Source organism: Nonomuraea sp. NPDC049129, from assembly GCF_040648495.1.
In the GTDB taxonomy this organism is placed as follows: domain Bacteria; phylum Actinomycetota; class Actinomycetes; order Streptosporangiales; family Streptosporangiaceae; genus Nonomuraea.
Genome location: NZ_JBEZDU010000007.1, coordinates 326,755 through 343,210, shown reverse-complemented (window position 1 = coordinate 343,210; position 16,456 = coordinate 326,755). Strand labels below are relative to the sequence as shown.

At 65.9% G+C, this 16,456-nt stretch carries 16 protein-coding genes; 5 read left to right on the top strand and 11 right to left on the bottom strand.

Annotation, left to right across the window (positions count from 1 at the left end; genetic code table 11):
* Positions 1–79: 79 nt before the first annotated feature.
* Complete coding sequence (locus AB0B64_RS24305; RefSeq protein WP_358179764.1) at positions 80–943, top strand: LysR family transcriptional regulator; 864 nt, start codon at positions 80–82, stop codon at positions 941–943.
* 139 nt (positions 944–1,082) lie between these two features.
* Here the strand turns inward: AB0B64_RS24305 and AB0B64_RS24300 are convergent, their stop codons facing one another.
* Complete coding sequence (locus tag AB0B64_RS24300; protein ID WP_358179761.1) at positions 1,083–1,961, bottom strand: permease-like cell division protein FtsX; 879 nt, start codon at positions 1,959–1,961, stop codon at positions 1,083–1,085.
* A 251-nt stretch (positions 1,962–2,212) separates the two neighbouring features.
* Between AB0B64_RS24300 and AB0B64_RS24295 the strand changes: the two genes are divergently transcribed.
* Positions 2,213–2,710: a hypothetical protein gene (locus AB0B64_RS24295; protein ID WP_358179758.1), complete on the top strand. Its 498-nt coding sequence runs from the start codon at positions 2,213–2,215 to the stop codon at positions 2,708–2,710.
* A gap of 329 nt (positions 2,711–3,039) precedes the next feature.
* Positions 3,040–3,894 carry a formyltransferase family protein gene (locus tag AB0B64_RS24290; protein WP_358179755.1) on the top strand — a complete coding sequence of 285 codons (855 nt, stop codon included), beginning with the start codon at positions 3,040–3,042 and terminating at the stop codon, positions 3,892–3,894.
* On the opposite strand, the gene AB0B64_RS24285 is transcribed toward AB0B64_RS24290, so the two are convergent.
* The 6 genes from AB0B64_RS24285 to AB0B64_RS24260 form a co-directional block, all read right to left on the bottom strand.
* The gene (locus AB0B64_RS24285) at positions 3,887–6,166 is read right to left on the bottom strand and encodes a tetratricopeptide repeat protein (RefSeq protein WP_358179752.1); all 2,280 of its coding nucleotides are present in this window, start codon (positions 6,164–6,166) and stop codon (positions 3,887–3,889) included. The genes AB0B64_RS24290 and AB0B64_RS24285 overlap by 8 nt on opposite strands.
* Positions 6,167–6,303: 137 nt before the next feature.
* Positions 6,304–6,915, bottom strand: coding sequence for a DUF6879 family protein (locus AB0B64_RS24280; protein ID WP_358179749.1), 612 nt, complete (start codon positions 6,913–6,915; stop codon positions 6,304–6,306).
* A gap of 758 nt (positions 6,916–7,673) precedes the next feature.
* On the bottom strand, positions 7,674–8,474 hold the full coding sequence (locus AB0B64_RS24275) for a hypothetical protein (RefSeq protein WP_358179746.1): 801 nt from the start codon (positions 8,472–8,474) through the stop codon (positions 7,674–7,676).
* Positions 8,475–8,551: 77 nt separating this feature from the next.
* Positions 8,552–8,779 carry a winged helix-turn-helix domain-containing protein gene (locus AB0B64_RS24270; RefSeq protein WP_357948877.1) on the bottom strand — a complete coding sequence of 76 codons (228 nt, stop codon included), beginning with the start codon at positions 8,777–8,779 and terminating at the stop codon, positions 8,552–8,554.
* Between the two features lie 253 nt (positions 8,780–9,032).
* Complete coding sequence (locus tag AB0B64_RS24265) at positions 9,033–9,656, bottom strand: DUF4240 domain-containing protein (protein WP_357948874.1); 624 nt, start codon at positions 9,654–9,656, stop codon at positions 9,033–9,035.
* Between the two features lie 239 nt (positions 9,657–9,895).
* On the bottom strand, positions 9,896–10,162 hold the full coding sequence (locus AB0B64_RS24260) for a winged helix-turn-helix domain-containing protein (protein ID WP_357948871.1): 267 nt from the start codon (positions 10,160–10,162) through the stop codon (positions 9,896–9,898).
* Between the two features lie 367 nt (positions 10,163–10,529).
* On the opposite strand from AB0B64_RS24260, the gene AB0B64_RS24255 reads away from it, so the two are divergent.
* Positions 10,530–10,754 (top strand): hypothetical protein, encoded by a 225-nt coding sequence (locus AB0B64_RS24255; protein WP_357948867.1) that lies wholly within the window; start codon positions 10,530–10,532, stop codon positions 10,752–10,754.
* Positions 10,755–11,109: 355 nt separating this feature from the next.
* On the opposite strand, the gene AB0B64_RS24250 is transcribed toward AB0B64_RS24255, so the two are convergent.
* A complete protein-coding gene (locus AB0B64_RS24250) occupies positions 11,110–12,273 on the bottom strand; it encodes an acyl-CoA dehydrogenase family protein (RefSeq protein ID WP_358179744.1) in 1,164 nt (387 codons plus the stop codon).
* Positions 12,274–12,397: 124 nt separating this feature from the next.
* Here AB0B64_RS24250 and AB0B64_RS24245 point away from each other — a divergent pair, with 124 nt between their 5' ends.
* On the top strand, positions 12,398–13,711 hold the full coding sequence (locus AB0B64_RS24245) for a UDP-glucose/GDP-mannose dehydrogenase family protein (protein ID WP_358179742.1): 1,314 nt from the start codon (positions 12,398–12,400) through the stop codon (positions 13,709–13,711).
* 89 nt (positions 13,712–13,800) lie between these two features.
* Here the strand turns inward: AB0B64_RS24245 and purE are convergent, their stop codons facing one another.
* The 3 genes from purE to AB0B64_RS24230 are packed head-to-tail and all read right to left on the bottom strand — an operon-like array spanning position 13,801 to position 16,345.
* On the bottom strand, positions 13,801–14,298 hold the full coding sequence (gene purE, locus AB0B64_RS24240; protein WP_357948859.1) for a 5-(carboxyamino)imidazole ribonucleotide mutase: 498 nt from the start codon (positions 14,296–14,298) through the stop codon (positions 13,801–13,803).
* Between the two features lie 19 nt (positions 14,299–14,317).
* On the bottom strand, positions 14,318–15,466 hold the full coding sequence (locus AB0B64_RS24235) for a 5-(carboxyamino)imidazole ribonucleotide synthase (RefSeq protein ID WP_358179739.1): 1,149 nt from the start codon (positions 15,464–15,466) through the stop codon (positions 14,318–14,320).
* A gap of 24 nt (positions 15,467–15,490) precedes the next feature.
* Positions 15,491–16,345 carry a hypothetical protein gene (locus AB0B64_RS24230; RefSeq protein ID WP_358179737.1) on the bottom strand — a complete coding sequence of 285 codons (855 nt, stop codon included), beginning with the start codon at positions 16,343–16,345 and terminating at the stop codon, positions 15,491–15,493.
* Positions 16,346–16,456: the final 111 nt, after the last annotated feature.

Sequence of the window (16,456 nt, the reverse complement as noted above, 5' to 3'; positions counted from 1 at the left end):
ACCACTCCATCGCGAGACGCTCGGAGGCGTCCAACACCGATTCCGCACGCCCGATGCCGTACGGGTATCGTCGCCGCTGATGGACCTACGCACGCTGCGCTACTTCGTGGCCGTCGCCGAAGAGCTCCACTTCGGCCGCGCCGCCGTACGCCTGCACATGACACAGCCGCCACTGAGCAGGGCCATCAAGCAGCTGGAGACCGACCTCGGCGCCGTCCTGCTGCACCGATCACCCACCGGAGTCTCGCTCACGCCGGCCGGAGCAGCACTCTACGACGAGGCGCGCACCCTGCTGGAGCAGGCAGATCAGGCCCGCATCAGGGTCGCCGCCGCGGCAGGCACGGCCACCATGACGATCGGAACCCTGGCCGACAGCGCCGAACAGGCCGGCACCCAACTCGCCGCCGCCTTTCGGCAGCGCCATCCAGGCTTGAACGTCCGCATTCGCGAAGCCGACTTCACCGATCCGACCACCGGACTGCGCTCCGGCCTCGTCGATGTGGCCCTCACCCGGGCACCGTTCGACGAAACCGGCATCACCACCCATGTCCTGCGCTCCGACCCCGTCGGAGTGGTCCTGCGCGCCGACGACCCACTGGCCGGCCGTGACCGCCTGCGCCTGGACGACCTCGCCGACCGCCGCTGGTTCCAGCTACCGGAAGGTATCGACCCCGTCTGGCGGGCGTTCTGGAGCCACCCCATGGGCCTGGGCCAGGACGGTCCGGTGGTACGAACCGTCCACGAGTGTCTTCAGGCGGTCCTGTGGAACGGCACAGTCGGGCTGACCACGCTCGCCCACGCCCTTCCGGAGGGTCTCGTCGCGGTTCCGCTGCTCGACATGCCGCCCAGCCGTTTGGTGGTCGCTTGGAACAGCACCGACACCAGCCCGCTCATCCGCTCATTCCGGCAAATCGCCGCCGCTGTCTACCGCCGTGCCAGCTAGTTAGCGACAGTGGCTGTGGTGCTTGACGGGAGCAGCCACCGAGCCGCAGGTAGCGGCGGGCACCCCGTTGGGGGTGTATTGCGCCCGCGACGGGCGGCAGGCCACCGTGGACACCGCCCGGGGACTTGTGCCATTGCTCTTACCCGCAGCCCTGGGATCCGCGTTTCTGGAGCCCATATTCCGACCACAGTCGCGCCTTCCGGGACAGGCACCCCAAGTCGTACGCCTGGGCCACCCCCGGCATCCGCGCCAGCCGACGGCTCGGCGAGTCCAAGTCGGCCTTGGGCCGCATCGACAGCCGGTACGACTCGGGCATGTCCGACACCCTGGTGGCCGCGACGAGCGCCTTGTTGTCCGCGTACGTCTTGACGAAGTTCCGGTAGGCCGCCCTCTGGTCTTCGTACACGTACGATTCGAGCCCGGGGACCCGCTCGATGACGGCGACGATCGCCTTCCTCTCTTTGACCGTGACCGCCGACTTGTTCGCCTTGCCCCGTCCATGCGCGCAGGCAGGCCAATCCGAGCCCTTCATACATAGAAATACGGATATTTCCGGCACCAACGGAGCATCGACGTGATTCTTTGCCTGGTCGACGGCGAGCCCCACCCCTGGCCGTCGGTTCGCCAAGAGCACGATCCGGGTTCGGTCGGCCGCTCCCCTGACCCGCACGCGGAACGACTCCGGCATGTCTTTGGCACGCACACTCGCCAGCACCTTCTTCTGCCTGGCGAACTCCTGGCGAAAGCTCGCGTACGCCGTGGCCCGGCTCACGAAGCGCACCTCGGTCACCTCAGGCCTGCCATTCAGGAACGTCTCGACGTCCCGCCTCTGCTTCGCCGTGGCGTACCGCTTGTGGCATCCGTCCGCAGACGGCGTACACAGGAAGACCGCGATCTCCCCGTCGTCGCTGATGTTGATCTCCGGGGTCGGGACCGCCTCGGCGGCCACGACCGGCCCGGTCATTCCTGAGAGCGCCACGACGGCCGAGACCGTCAGGCGCCATAACCAGCGCTTCACCGCACTCCTCGCTTGACGATCAGGGGTTCAGATACGCAGCCCAGCATCATCGCCTCGACCACGATCCGCGGATGGAGGGCTGTGATCATGTTAGCGACGTCGTCGTATCCCGCTGCTGTATATAGCTCCGCGGTCAGCCCCAACGCCCTCTATCCAGTGACTGCACCAGTCAGTAGGCAGAATCCGCACAAATCACGTTCCCCCAAGACATCTGCTCGCCTGCCCGAGCTGCCGCCGCCAAGCTCGTTGTGGTGGAGGTGATCCCGGCCGCGCTGCTTATCGCCGCTGCAGTCTGGGCGTCGGGTTTCAAGCAGGAGCATGATCGATGTCAGGATGAGGACAGTAGCGATCACGAGCTCATCGGAGGGCGACGATTGACACCGCACAGCGCTCCCAACGACCAACTGCCGATCTCGTCGCAGCAGCGCCTTGTGCTGATCATCGTGGCCAGCGTCGGTGCGATCGTCATGTTGGTGATCGCGTTCCTCGGTCTCGTCGAGATCGCCTGGGCCGGGGTGTGCGGTGGTAACACCTGTGCCAAGGGGTGGCACGTCAACCTCCTGGAGGCGGCACTCGTCCTGCCTCCCATCGCCGCCCTGCTCTTCGCTTATTACTGCTCGTTCTCCAGAGCGGGGATCGTCGGCAGGCTGCTCATGGCCCAAGCTCTGGCCTTCTCGGCGGCTGTGACCGTGTGGTTCGTCGCGGAGCGGATCCTCATACATGTCGAGGACCTCGCCCGCTTCGGATGAATTTCCGCCCGCCCACCCCTGGAGATCTTTTCGGCGTGGCCCAGGCACGCCGCTACCCCCATCGACATGAGCGACGCCGAGCGGGAAACCATCGAACCGGTCATGCCCTGGCCGATAAGTGAATATCCGGAAGAGAAGTTTCGCCTGAGCCCATAACGCCTATGTGCATTGCGGTCGACAATCACAGCGGGACCGGGATGCCCAGCATGCGAACGCGCCTGACAGTTGTGCTCAATGACCGCCGGATCAATACGCGGTGATCGTGGAACGGCCTTCGGGTCGTCGATGCCGCGGGGGAGCAGACGACGCCGTCCGGTACCATCGCGAACGTGCCGAACCCAATGCGCGTTGCGCTTGCAACGTTTGGTGTTGAAGAGTTCGCTGTCCTGCACGCGGCATGCGTCGACGCTGGCCACATTCCCGCTGCGTATGTCTACTGCCGTTCCATGAAGCCCAACAGCAGCACGGATGCTTATGCCGCTGCGGCGATCGGTCAGATCGTTACTGCGTTGCCGCCTGGGATGGATTTCCTGCTACCAGGTAATCCGGAGGGACTGGCGTACGAACTGGCCGGATACAACCTGGACCTGCTGGTGGTCTATGGCTTCAACTGGAAGCTTCCCGCTGCCGTTCTTAAAACGCCTCGGCTGGGCGTGATCAATATTCACACCTCGCTGTTGCCCAAGTACCGGGGTCCGGCGCCGGTGCTGTGGGCCATCCGCAATGGCGATTCCGAGATCGGGCTAACGATCCATCGAATGGACGAGCGATTCGACAGTGGTCCGATCCTGGCTCAGCGCGGCGGTATCCCGCTCGATGAGGATGTCACGCCCCAGTCGCTGTGGCCGCGGATCCATCCTGTGCTCGCCAACCTGCTCGCCAGCGCCATGGATCAGGTGGTACGGCGTGTTCCCGGGGTGCCGCAGAATGAGGCCGGCAAATCCACCGCCGGATTCATCGAGCCGGAGTTCTCTGTAGTGGACTGGTCTCGGTCAGCGCGAGAAGTGCACAACCAGGTGCGGATGTACGCGTTCATAGGTCGTGATCATGCACCGGTGGCCCGAGTGGGCGGCCGAGATTTGCGGGTATTCCGCACATGCTTGGAACCAGCGGAGGGTTTGCGGGTCGAATGCGCAGACGCCCCGATCTGGATTGTGGACTCGACTCCCGCAATGCCTAGCTAAGGCGCTGACGCAGCGCGGCCGCTCGGGGATCGGTGAAACTAGCGAGCAGGTCGAGAGCCCGTCCCCGGAGCGTCTGTGCCTCCTCCGCGGAACCAATATGGTCCAACGCATCTGCAAGGCGGTGCAGCGTCTGGGCCAGGTTCCACCGGTCGTCCAGGTGCTGGTGGGTGCTGGCGGCCGTGCGATAGAAGTCGGCGGCCTCTTCAAAACGACCCATTTGCTGATAGGCCTGCCCAGCACCATCGAGCGCGAAGGCTTCCCGGCTGCGGTCGCCGAGTCGCCGCTGGATTGAGGCGGCCTGCTGATAGGCCACCAGCGCCGCCTCGGGCTGTCCGGCGGCGCGCTGCACATTCCCCAACTCGACCAACCAGTGAGCCCGCCACACCTGGTTGTCTTCATCTTCCGCGATGCGGAGCGCCTGATCGATGGAATCGCGGGCGTTTGCGATGTCGCCGAGTTCTCGCTGCGCCCAGCTCAGGTGGTACAGCGCATTGCCCTCGCTGGCTCGGTCCGCGAGGTCACGGAACACGGAAAGCACCTCGACCAGGATGTCGATCGCTGCCTGTGGTTGTTGTATCTCGCAAAGAGCCTCGGCGAGGTTGCTCCGCATCAGCGCTTCCCAGCGGCGTTCGCCGAGGCTGGAGAAGATCTCACCAGCCTGCTCAAAGAACGATCGGGCATCGTCCAGTTGCCGGCGGCGCAGCCCGAGCAAGCCAAGCGTGTTGAGAGACACCGCTTCACCGAACCGGTCGCCTATGCTTCGGCGGATGGCCAGCGCCGCCAAATGGTTGGTCTCCGCTTCCTCGAGCCGACGAGATTGGAAGTACGCCCTACCAAGGCTTTCCAGCGCATTGGCCTGGCCACTGCGATCGCCGTCTCGCTCAGCGGAATCGACTCCGATGCTGCTGGTGGTGAGCCAGTCGTCGAAGGCGTTCTGGTGCATGAAGATGGCGCCGAGGACGGCAGCAAGCTGCCACGCGCTCTTGTGCAAGTTCGCCTCGGCGGCGGTCTGGGTCGCCGCGACGAGGTTCGCCCTTTCGATCTGATACCACCGCATTGCGGTGTCGTAGCTGTCGAAAGCGAGCGGTGCCACGTCGGTCGGGACCGGCTCTCTCAGCTTGTACCGGTCGAATGGAGCGATGCGCGTCTGCGCGGCGTCGGCGGTGTGCAGGTACCAGCCGAGAACACGTTGCGATGACTCGGCCCGAGTCTCAGGCGATTCGAGATGGCGGACCTGGTCGACAGCATAGGCGCGCAGCAAATCGTGGAACTCGTACCGCCCCGGCGCCGGCTGTTCCAACAGGTGCGCACCGACTAGAACCTCGAGTTGCTGACGGGCTTGCAGGGCGCTGATTCCGGCAATTGCTGCGGCTGCTGGTAGCCCGAACTCGCTTCCTGGATGCAGGCCGAGGAGACGGAACAGCCGAGCCGCCGGTTCCGGCAGCGCCCGGTAGGACCAGGCGAACACGGTTCGGACCGCGTCGGCATCGTCGTCGCCCTCGGCGGTGAGAGCGTCCCACAGGGCTGACTCGTCTCGCAGATCGGCGATCAGCTCGACGAGCCGCATCATCGGCCGGCTCGCCGCACGTTCGGCGGCGATACGTAGCGCGAGCGGGAGTCGGGCGCAAAGCCTGGCCAACTCGACCAACTCGTGGCGTTGGTCGAGCTTTCGGTATCGAGCGATCAGGGTCGACAGTAAAGCGACGGCGTCTTCTTCCGGCAGAATGTCCAGGCTGAGGCGGAAGGCACCATCGCGGGCGACCAGGCCAGACAGCCGGCTCCGGCTGGTCACCACGACCAAGCACGTGGCCGCGCCCGGCAGCAACGGCCGAACCTGACCGGCGGTCGCGGCGTTGTCCAGGATCACCAGCATCCTGCGGGTGGCCAGCAGTGACCGGTAGAGCGAAGCTCGGTCCTCCAGATGAACCGGTATCGATGTCGCGGGAACGCCCAGGTCACGGAGGAATCGGTCGAGGACCTGTTCCGGTATTGCGGGCTGGCCAGGGTCGTAGCCGCGCAGGTTCACATACAACTGGCCATCGGGAAAGTGGGCGCGGACGCTATGCGCCCAATGCAGCGCCAAGGATGTCTTGCCCACTCCGGCGGTGCCGGTGATGACAGTGACGGCCGGAGCGAGCGGGTCCTCCTGGTTTTCGGTTATCCCCCTGCTGAGCGTTTCCAGATCGGCATGTCGATTGACGAACCCTCGTACATCCCCGGGAAGCTGCGAGGGCGTCACCGCGAAGGAAGGCGCGGTCTGGTGGAAGTGCACCCCGCCATGTACGTCCCGGGCCTGGACAATATCGCCGAGCCGGACGCCTCCAGCCGGTTGACATGGCGTGCCACATCATCCTGGCTGTCGAACTCCTTATCTGGCATCACGGTATCCCTGGTCAGACTCTGCGACAGCTACGGTTGACGGGGTGCTGGGAGCGCCGCGACGTGGCTGGCGAAGAACGACTCCAAGGGCTGACCCACCTCGTACAGGTCTTGGATAAACCGCTGGCAGCGCACGATGAGGTCGCGGTCGACGAATCGGCGTACCGACTCCAGCACTCCATCGTTGTCGTAAATAGCCTCGTACATCACGGCGTCACCAAGGGTGTATATCTCTGGGAGCGGGGCGTCATTCTCGAAGTCCGCGACCTGGTCCGGAGTCACAACTCGCACGCTGCCTCCGCATTGATCGCGGACCCTTAGCGCGTGCAGCTCCCATTGCAGGTACGGGGTGATCGGTTCTTCGACGACCCGGACACGGCAGGCAACGAAACCGTATTCCTCGATACGGCGGTGATAGTCAGCCATATCGGCACGTCCGGCTTCGAGAATGCGCAGTGATTCTTCCCAGTCGCCTTTTGCGAACGCTTCCCAACTATCATATCCGGGCTCTTTGAAGCATTGCCGCCGCTCTAGTTTCCAAAAGCCCAGGTCGGCGATCACCCAGAAGTTCTGCTCAAAGTCAGCGTAGTAGGCGTCCAGCTCCATTCGCTCGCCGACGGCGCCGTCGAGCAGATTAATCATCGGGAATGTCCGCTTTCGCCGCCAGGATCGTCTTCCGTGGGATGATAACCAGTCGTTCGCCGGGGTCGACGCTCACTCCATGAGGGAGGCGACCGTTGTACGACTCCGTAAGGTCCGACCCGATGACCGCGATGTCACCATTGTCAAGCTCCCAGATATCTGGGCAGCTCGAATTGCCGGACGTCTGCCCGAGCTCGTGGGATGACTTTCCTATGCGTCGAAGGAAAGATGCGGCTGAATCCGCTTCCCATTTTTCGGCCATGACATTTCCCCTGAGAGATCGTGACCGCATTACTCGTAGCGAGAGTAGCGTAATCGATGTGCGACAGGCAAACGTTCTCATCGTGGGTCTACATCTATAGCTACCTGGGATTCCCTTAGCATGCAAGCAGAATTGCATCACAAGTACCCAAGACGGGAGTTATGGCGACAGACCAGCAAATGGCAGCCGTGACCGCGGCAACCTTGGCGACCAAGGCAGCCGAAGGACTTGCCGAGGGTCGCAAGGCGGCGTTCGAGGCGCTGGTCGGGTTGGTGCGGCGCAAATTCGAAGGTCGCGGTTCCGTGCAGTCCGCGCTCACCGATGCCGAAGCCGATCCGGAAAGTGACGCCAGGGTCGGGGCCCTTCGCCAGGAGTTGGCGCAGGCCGCTACAGAGGATCCTGCGTTCGAGACGGAACTTCGAGGTCTCTGGCGAGCCGCTCCAGTCGCGTCGACCGGGTACGGGCCCCTGACGGAACAACTTCCCGCACCGGTTGGTCAGTCGTCCAATTCCTCCGACGCCACCGTCTCATCCGCGGGCGGGGGCTGGATCTCCGCCTTCATCCCCCAGTCCGATAACCGGAGATCCTCCTCGAAGGCGTAGTACGGCTTTTCTCCGGCGGACTTGTCGAGGCTGTCGTTCGGGTCGTGCCACGCACTCCATGCCCTGCGGACGAGCTGGTCACGGCCGATCCACAACCGCCAGGACACCTTCCAGCTGGCGTACTTGCCCGTGGGCTTGCTGCGGAAGCCGATGCGCATGCCCGGGTTCACCTTGTGGAGTTGCGCGAAGGTGATGGTGCCCTCGTAGAGGGTGGTGCGCACACCGTCGTAGACCCCGGTGGCCCGCTTGCGCGCGGTGGTGGCCAACACCGCTCTTAGCGTGGCAGGGTCGCTGAGGCTGACATGGTGGCCGGACTTCAGAACAAGCTGGCATGGCCACTCGTACGTGACCCAGCTCTTGCCCGGCGGCAGCGGCCGGTCAGGGTCGGGCTTGGCGTACAACTGGTAGCCGCGCTTTCCGATGCAGACGTTACGGGTACCGTCGCGTCCCAGGTTGAAGTTCGTCAGGTCTGTGGCCACGATCTTGCCCTTGCCGAACCCCACGACGCCGCGCACAGGCTTGAAGGCGGACCAACTGCCGTACCAGTTCGCCCGGGTACGCTGGACGATCTTCACCCCATGACCCGGGACGAGCTGGCGCTGAATAGCGCCGGCTGGATCCATCACGGCTTTGGCCCGTACGGCCGGCCCTGCAGTGACCGTGGATGCGGTCACCAGGAGAACCACCACGGCCATTCGTCGCCTCATCACGTAGGGATCTTCGCAGCGACAGATCTCGTCGAAATCACATCTTGATCGGCGACTGGACCTAGCTAGTGCGGGTCCACGATGGATCCCTTGCCCGGCTTGGTGGTGATGAGCCCTCGTTTCCTGAGGGCCTCCATCGCCTTGCGGACAGTGACGCGGGCGACGTCGAACTCTTCTTGTAGCTTCACCTCGGAGATGAGCGTCAGGGTCGGGTAGGTCCCGTCCTCGATGCGCTCCGCCACGACGTTGGCTATCTGCTCCCACTTGTAGAGCCGCGGGTCCCATTCGATCACAGGACGACCTTAGATATCCCTGGACCTGATGCATAGAACAGGCAGGCCTAGCGATGGCATGGCTCCGGGGACCGACGCTGGCGGTATGGCGTCGGCGAGTGGCGGTCGGGAGCTCCAGCGGGTGGAGCCTCTCGTCGTGTGCACCCCGGCTTGTGGTGTCGCGGGTGCGCACCAATCGGCACCCACTCATCGGCGCCCCCGCCACGCAGTGGAGCCGCAGCTGTACGCGCCTACACCTGCGGCTGCGAGATCGTCACTGGTCCCGGTAGCGGGCTATCCTCGGCAGCCTGCGAGCCAATTCCTGCTCGTCGTCGAAGTCCCACTGCTCTCCGTGGGGGATGCCGCCGAGCGCCGGAATCAACGGGAAACCGCTTGAAACGCCGCGTGCACTCACAGCTTCGCCGAGCCCGTCCGGATCCTTTCCGGTCACCTGTTCGTAGGCGTGATACGCCACGTGGGCCAGCTGCTCGAACTCAGGTCGCTCTTCCCTCATCTGCTCCGGATCTTGGCGCTGGCGCTTGGTTGAGCTGCCATATGACTTCTCCAGCTCCAACAGGTGCAGCACCTGGGGCTGCTCGATCAGCCGATCAGGGCAGTCAGTGATGGTGTCGAACGTCTTACGCCCCAAGCTGATGAGCCAGCTCACGAAGTACTCGAAGCCGTCGAGCGAACCCATGCCGAACACGAACCAGTACGTTGCATAAAGATCGATGGTGCAGCCGCGGTTGTGTGTGATCGTCCACCAACTGTCATAGTCGATGATCTCTTCGACCGGGCGGCGAGAGAGCTCGTCTTCCAACCACGCGACACGCGTTTTCCTCGTGTCGGTCTCACGTCCGGAACGCTCGATCAGGTCCCAGAACTCATCGACATCCATGCCGCGTGATGCTGACACCCCTCGGCCACCTTGTAAAGATCACGGATCAGGCTGAGATTGAAGATCAGCCAGTGTTCCGGCGAACCCGGCCCGCCCCACAAGAAGCAGCGGGTCTCCGCACGTCAACGCTTACTTCAACAACTGCCGGGCGATCACCATGCGCTGGATCTGGTTGGTGCCCTCGTAGCCCTCGACGGACAGGTTCGCGCCTCGTCTACCACGCCGCTATGGGCCGGCGATTACTCGTCCGCGTGCTCAGCGGTGACGAAGCTGCCGAGGTTGGGGACGGTGTAGACCCTGCCTGCGTTTCTGAGGCGTTCCATGGCCTTGCGGATGGTAGGGCGGGCAACGCCAAACTCCTCCATCAGCTTGACCTCGGAGATCTTGAACTTGGGCCCCCACTCCCCTGAGTCGATCCGCGCCTGGAGAACTTCGAGGATCTGCTCCCAGCGGGAACGATCCTCATCAAACTCCCACATACGGGTGTGCTCGACATATCTGGCCACATTACAAGGCTAGAGGGGAGCTTCACGGCCCTCCCAAGCGGATCATGAAGCTCCATGGAGCTTAATGGAATAGACAGGCACTTACAGGCTGCCATACTCTGGCGGTATGGCGTCGGTAACTGGTGGTCGAGAGCTCCTCCGGGTGGAGCTTCCCGCCGTGTGCGCCCCGGGGGGTGTCGCGGGGGCAGCCCGAGCGGCACCAGTCAGTCACCAACGCCGTCCCCGATCATGCGGCGCGAGCCATCGCGGGCAGCGTGACGATCCCCTCACGACAGTGACAAGAGACCAAGAGATACGGAGAGCGCGTGACCGACCTCGAGACCTCCCAGGCCTCCACCCAGCAGCTCCCCGAGCGGACGTCACCCTCGTGGACTGGTATCCGTGGTATCCGAGCAGCACAGTCACTCGCGTACGCGCCTACACCTGCGACTGCGCACCAGTCGTCTACGAACTGTGCGCCGCGGGCGGACACACCTACATACGGCGCTGCGACTGGTCCACCTACCCCACCTCGATCATGGAGAGCGAACGCATGATCGACCGTCGCGCCCAAGACCTATGGATGCGCATCATGAGCGGCGAGGCGAGGTAAGCGACACGCGGCACCCGTGGCACTGTCCGTCACCACGACGGCACGGGCTCGTCCTCCGGCAGAAGGTCATTGAAATCCAGGAGATCACGACATCCGCGCGCCGATAGGCCGCTGGTGAGTGACGCCTGGACCTGGGCGGACAACCCCGACGCCGAGCATGTCATCGCAGGGCTTCCTCCGACGGTCATCTTTGAGGTTGAGCGGCTTGCCGACCAACTCGCAGTCCTCGGGTGGCCGCAGTCTCCGGGTTTCGTCTGGCTGAGGATACGGCGAAGCGGCTTTTTGGCTGGGGGTTTGGGGGGCCGCGCCCCCCAATGTCACGGCCTGAGCCCCGGCGAAGACGATGCTTGTAGGGCTATTTGAGGAGTTGCCGGGCCATCACCATGCGCTGGATCTGGTTGGTGCCCTCGTAGATCTGGGTGATCTTGGCGTCGCGCATCATCCGTTCCACCGGGAAGTCCCGTGTGTACCCGTACCCGCCCAGCAACTGCACCGCATCAGTGGTGATCTCCATTGCCGCGTCCGATGCCGCGCACTTCGCGGCGCTCGACAGGAACGTGAGGTCCTTCTGTGGCTGGCCGTGCATGGCCAGTTCGGACTTGGCCGCCGCGTGGTACGTCAGCTGCCGAGCCGCCTCCAGTTTCATCGCCATGTCCGCGACCATGAACTGCAGTCCCTGGAAGTCCGCGATCGGCCGGCCGAACTGCTTGCGTTCCTTGATGTACCCGATGGCGTAGTCGAGTGCTCCCTGGGCGATTCCCAGGGCCTGGGCGGCGATGGTGATGCGGGTGTGGTCGAGGGTCGCCAGGGCGGTCTTGAAGCCGGTGCCCGGGTCGCCGATCATGCGGGAGGCGGGGATGCGGACGTTCTCCAGGATCACCTGGCGGGTGGGTGAGCCCTTGATCCCCAGCTTCTTCTCCTTTGGCCCGAAAGAGACGCCTTCGTCGGATTTTTCCACGATAAAAGCGGAAATGCCGCGAGGGCCGGCCGTCGGGTCCGTGACCGCCATCAGCGTGTAGTACTCCGAGACGCCCGCGTTCGTGATCCACATTTTTGTGCCGTTGAGCACATAGTGGTCGCCGTCCAGCACCGCCCGGGTGCGCATGGCCGCGGCGTCCGAGCCGGCCTCCCCCTCAGAGAGCGCGTACGAGAACATCGCGTCCCCACGGGCCACCGGCGCCAGGTAGCGGGCCTTGAGGTCGGCCGAGGCCGACAGCAGCAGGGGCACCGTGCCGAGTTTGTTCACCGCCGGGATGAGCGAGGACGACGCGCAGGCGCGGGCCACCTCCTCGATCACGATCACCGTGGCCAGCGCGTCCGCCCCGGCGCCCCCGTATTCTTCCGGGACGTGAACGGCGTGCAGGTCAGCCGTCACAAGCGCCTTGTAGACGTCCCAAGGGAACTCCTCGGTCTCGTCCGTCTCCGCGGCGCGCGGGGCGATCTTCTCGTCGGCGAGGGCTCGAATCGTCTCCCGGAGCATGTCGTGCTCTTCGGCGGGCGCGTACAAAGGGAAGTCCATGGCGAAATACTAGGACGTCCGACCATCTTGTTACTAGGCGGTACAGTTTGCGGAAATGCCCAGGTGGCACAGAACGAGGTAGCGCGGGCCGGTAACATGCCTGGCACTCGAAAGGAGCTCTCTCGTGCCATATCGCCTCACGGTGATCGGGACCGGATACCTGGGCATCACGCATGCGTCCTGCATGGCGGATCTAGGATTCGACGTCCTGGGCCTCGATATAGACGCCGACAAGGTTCGCCGGCTCAACAGCGGTGAGCTCCCGATCCACGAACCGGGGCTCGAACCCGTTCTCCGCCGTGGACTCGACTCCGGCCGCCTGCGCTTCACCACGTCCTATGAGGAGGCGGCGGCCTTCGGCGACGTGCACTTCGTCTGTGTGGGCACGCCGCAGAAGCGCGGCGAGTACGCCGCCGACGTCTCCTACATGGACAGCGCCATCGAGTCGCTGGCCCCGCACCTCAACCGTGAGTGCCTGGTGGTGGGCAAGTCGACGGTGCCGGTGGGCACCGCGGAGCGGCTCGCCGACAAGCTGGCCCGGCTCGCCCCGGCCGGTGCCGAGGTCGAGCTCGCCTGGAACCCCGAGTTCCTGCGTGAGGGCTATGCCGTGGAGGACACGCTCAAGCCCGACCGCATCGTGATCGGCGTGCGTTCCGAGCGGGCGGAGAAGGTGCTGCGCGACGTCTACCAGCCGCTCGGGGAGATCCCGATGGTGGTCACCGACTTCGCGACGTCCGAGCTGGTCAAGACGGCCGCCAACGCGTTCCTCGCCACCAAGATCTCCTTCATCAACGCGATGGCCGAGGTCTGCGAGGCCGCCCACGCCGACGTCACAAAGCTGTCGGAGGCACTGTCGTACGACGACCGCATCGGCGGCCGATACCTCAACGCCGGGCTCGGGTTCGGCGGCGGCTGCCTGCCCAAGGACATCCGCGCGTTCATGGCGCGGGCGGGCGAGCTGGGCGCGGACCAGGCGCTGACGTTCCTGCGCGAGGTCGACGCGATCAACCTGCGCCGCCGCGCCCGCATGGTGGACCTGGCGCGTGAGCTGGCGGGCGGTTCCTTCCACGGCTGTACGGTCGGCGTGCTCGGTGCCGCCTTCAAGCCGAACTCCGACGACATCCGCGACTCCCCCGCGCTCGACGTGGCCGTGACGATCGGCCAGCAGGGCGGCCAGGTGACCGTGTACGACCCGATCGCCCTGGACAACGCCCGAAAGGCACACCCCGAGCTGCACTACGGCGAATCGGCCCTGGAGGCCGTCCGAGGGGCACACGTGGTGCTCCTGCTCACGGAGTGGCCGGAATTCGTCGACCTGGACCCGGAGGAGCTCGGCCAGGTGGTCGCGGCCCGCCGCATCGTCGACGGCCGCAACGCCCTGAACACCGAAACCTGGCGCTCGGCGGGCTGGCACTACCGCGCCCTGGGCCGCCCCTAAAGCACCCCAAGAACCCCAAAGCGCCATAAAGCACCAAGTCCACGCTTGCCGGCCGAAAGGCAGCCGCCCAACGGCCGGCCGGCGAGGTGCTAACCGCCCAGCCGAGCCGCTTCGGCGCGCAGGCGTTCGCCCTTGGCATGGGCCTGTTCCTTCAGCTCGCCCTGGAACTCCTCCATGCGTTCCCGCAGCTCAGGGTCCGACACCCCCAAGATGCGTACGGCCAGCAGCCCCGCGTTACGCGCCCCGCCCACCGCCACAGTGGCCACCGGCACCCCGGCCGGCATCTGGACGATCGACAGCAGCGAGTCCATCCCGTCCAGGTACTTCAGGGGCACCGGCACCCCGATCACCGGCAGCGGCGTCACCGAGGCCAGCATCCCCGGCAGGTGGGCCGCGCCCCCCGCGCCGGCGATGATCACCTTGACGCCGCGCGCCGCGGCCTGACGGCCGTACTCGATCATCTCCGTCGGCATCCGGTGCGCGGAGACCACGTCGGCCTCGAACGGTACGCCGAACTCCGCCACCGCCTCGGCCGCGGCTTTCATCACCGGCCAGTCGGAGTCACTGCCCATCACAATGCCGATCATGACGACACCCGCAGAGATCTCACGTGTACTCCCCCGTGGTCAGGTAGACGGCGGCGTGCCTGGCACGAGCGCGTACGGTCTCGAGATCGTCGCCCACAGCGGTCACATGGCCGATCTTGCGACCGGGACGGACCTCTTTGCCGTAGAAGTGCAGTTTGATGCCGGGGTCGTGAGCCATCACGTGCTCGTACCGCTTGAACAGGTCGGGGTCGTCGCCACCGAGCAGGTTGGCCATGACGACGACGGGCGCGCTCATCGACGGCGAGCCGAGCGGCAGGTCGAGGACGGCCCGCAGGTGCTGCTCGAACTGCGAAGTGCGGGAGCCGTCGATCGTCCAGTGGCCGCTGTTGTGCGGCCGCATGGCCAGCTCGTTGACCAGCAGCCCGTCGGCCGTCTGGAACATCTCCACGGCCAGCAGCCCGGTCACGCCCAGCTCGTGCGCGATCTGCAGCGCGATCCGCTGGGCCTCGGCGGCCTCCTCCGGGTCCAGGCCGGGGGCGGGCGCGAGCACCTCGACGCAGATCCCGTCCTGCTGCACGGTCTCCACGACCGGGTAGCTGACGCCCTGTCCGTGGGGCGAGCGGGCGACGAGTACGGCCAGCTCCCGCTCGAACGGCACGAACGCCTCGACCATCATCGGCACACCACTGCTCAGGGCCTCCGCGACCTCGGCGGGAGTCCGGCAGACCCACACCCCGCGCCCGTCGTAGCCGCCCCTGATCGCCTTCAGCACGACCGGCCACCCGTGCTCGGCGGCGAAGGCCGAGACATCTTCGAGGCCCGACACGCGGGCCCAGGCCGGACAGGGCGCGCCGAACGAGGTCAGCCGCTCGCGCATCACGGCCTTGTCCTGGGCGTGCACCAGCGCGTCGGCCCCGGGCCGCACCGCGTAGCCCTCGGCGGCCAGCGCCCTGATGTGCTCGGTCGGCACGTGCTCGTGGTCGAACGTGATCGCGTGACAGCCCGTGGCGAACTCGCGCAGGTCGGCCAGCTCGCGGTAGTCGCCGAGTCGCGTGTCGACGATGACCCTGGCGGCGCTCTCGTCAGAGGTGTTGGCCAGCACCCGCAGTTCGACGCCCAGCGCGATGGCGGACTGCTGCGTCATCCTGGCCAGCTGGCCGGCGCCGACCATGCCGACGACCGGCCCGATTGGACTGTTTGCACTCACGCCAGCTGAGCTTACCCAACCCGCTCAGGCGGGGCCGCGCCGCACGCCGACCGTGGTCAGGCCCTCCGCCGCCTTGATGACGCTGGCCAGGACGACGATCTCGGCGTCCTTCTTCAGCGGGTGGGCCAGGGCCGACGCGCCCGCCTTCGGGCGCTGCCGGTAGACGACGCGCAGCGCGTCGAAGGCGAGCATGGTGTCGGCCGACAGGGGGAGCGCCATCGTGGGCTGTTCGGGCAGCTCGACGTCGATGTCGAGCCGGTCCGGCCGTACCCGCCCGGGAAGCGCGGCCAGCTCGTCCCGCAGGCCGCGTACGGGATCCCCGGCCGGGAAGCGCACGCCCGCCACCCCGGCCGGGTCGGTGAGGTAGGTGAGGTGACGCTGCGCCACCACGCGGGCCTGGCTGATCAACCCCGCGTCGGGGGTGATGGTGGTCGGCGTCTCCGGCGCCGCGCCGCGCGCGGGGATGGGTCCCGCGCCGAGCCGCCAGCGTCCGCCCTCGCGCAGGAACACGAAGTACGCCGGCGACGGCTTGCTCGCCAGGGCGGCGAACCAGTCGCCCTCGCCGGGCAGGAAGAAGCTGGGCTCGCTGTAGAGAGCCGGGCGGCCGTTCCGGGTCGCCTCACAGGCACGACCGCCCAGCGTCCTCTCCACCCACGTGGTCAGCTCGGCGACGGCGGCGCAGTCCCGCCGCTTCCATGCCTGGTCGAGCTGGCCGAGCAGCTGGAACGCCTGTTCGGCCGTCGCCGTGTCGACGCTGTGGGCGGCCGCCGGAGCGGAGGTCGGATCCTCGGGGGGCGCCACCGTGGCGACGCCTGTGGTGCCGCAACCGGCCGCCATGACGGTCAGGCCGGCGAGCAGGACGAGCAGTCGAAGCGGCACAGGTGAACCCCGAGGGTCGTGGCCGTCTGCGACGGCGGTCCGTCTGAGCCCATCGCCGGTACGTACCGGCGATCTGCCACCGCAGCGTAACGCTCCAGATTCGTAATTGTC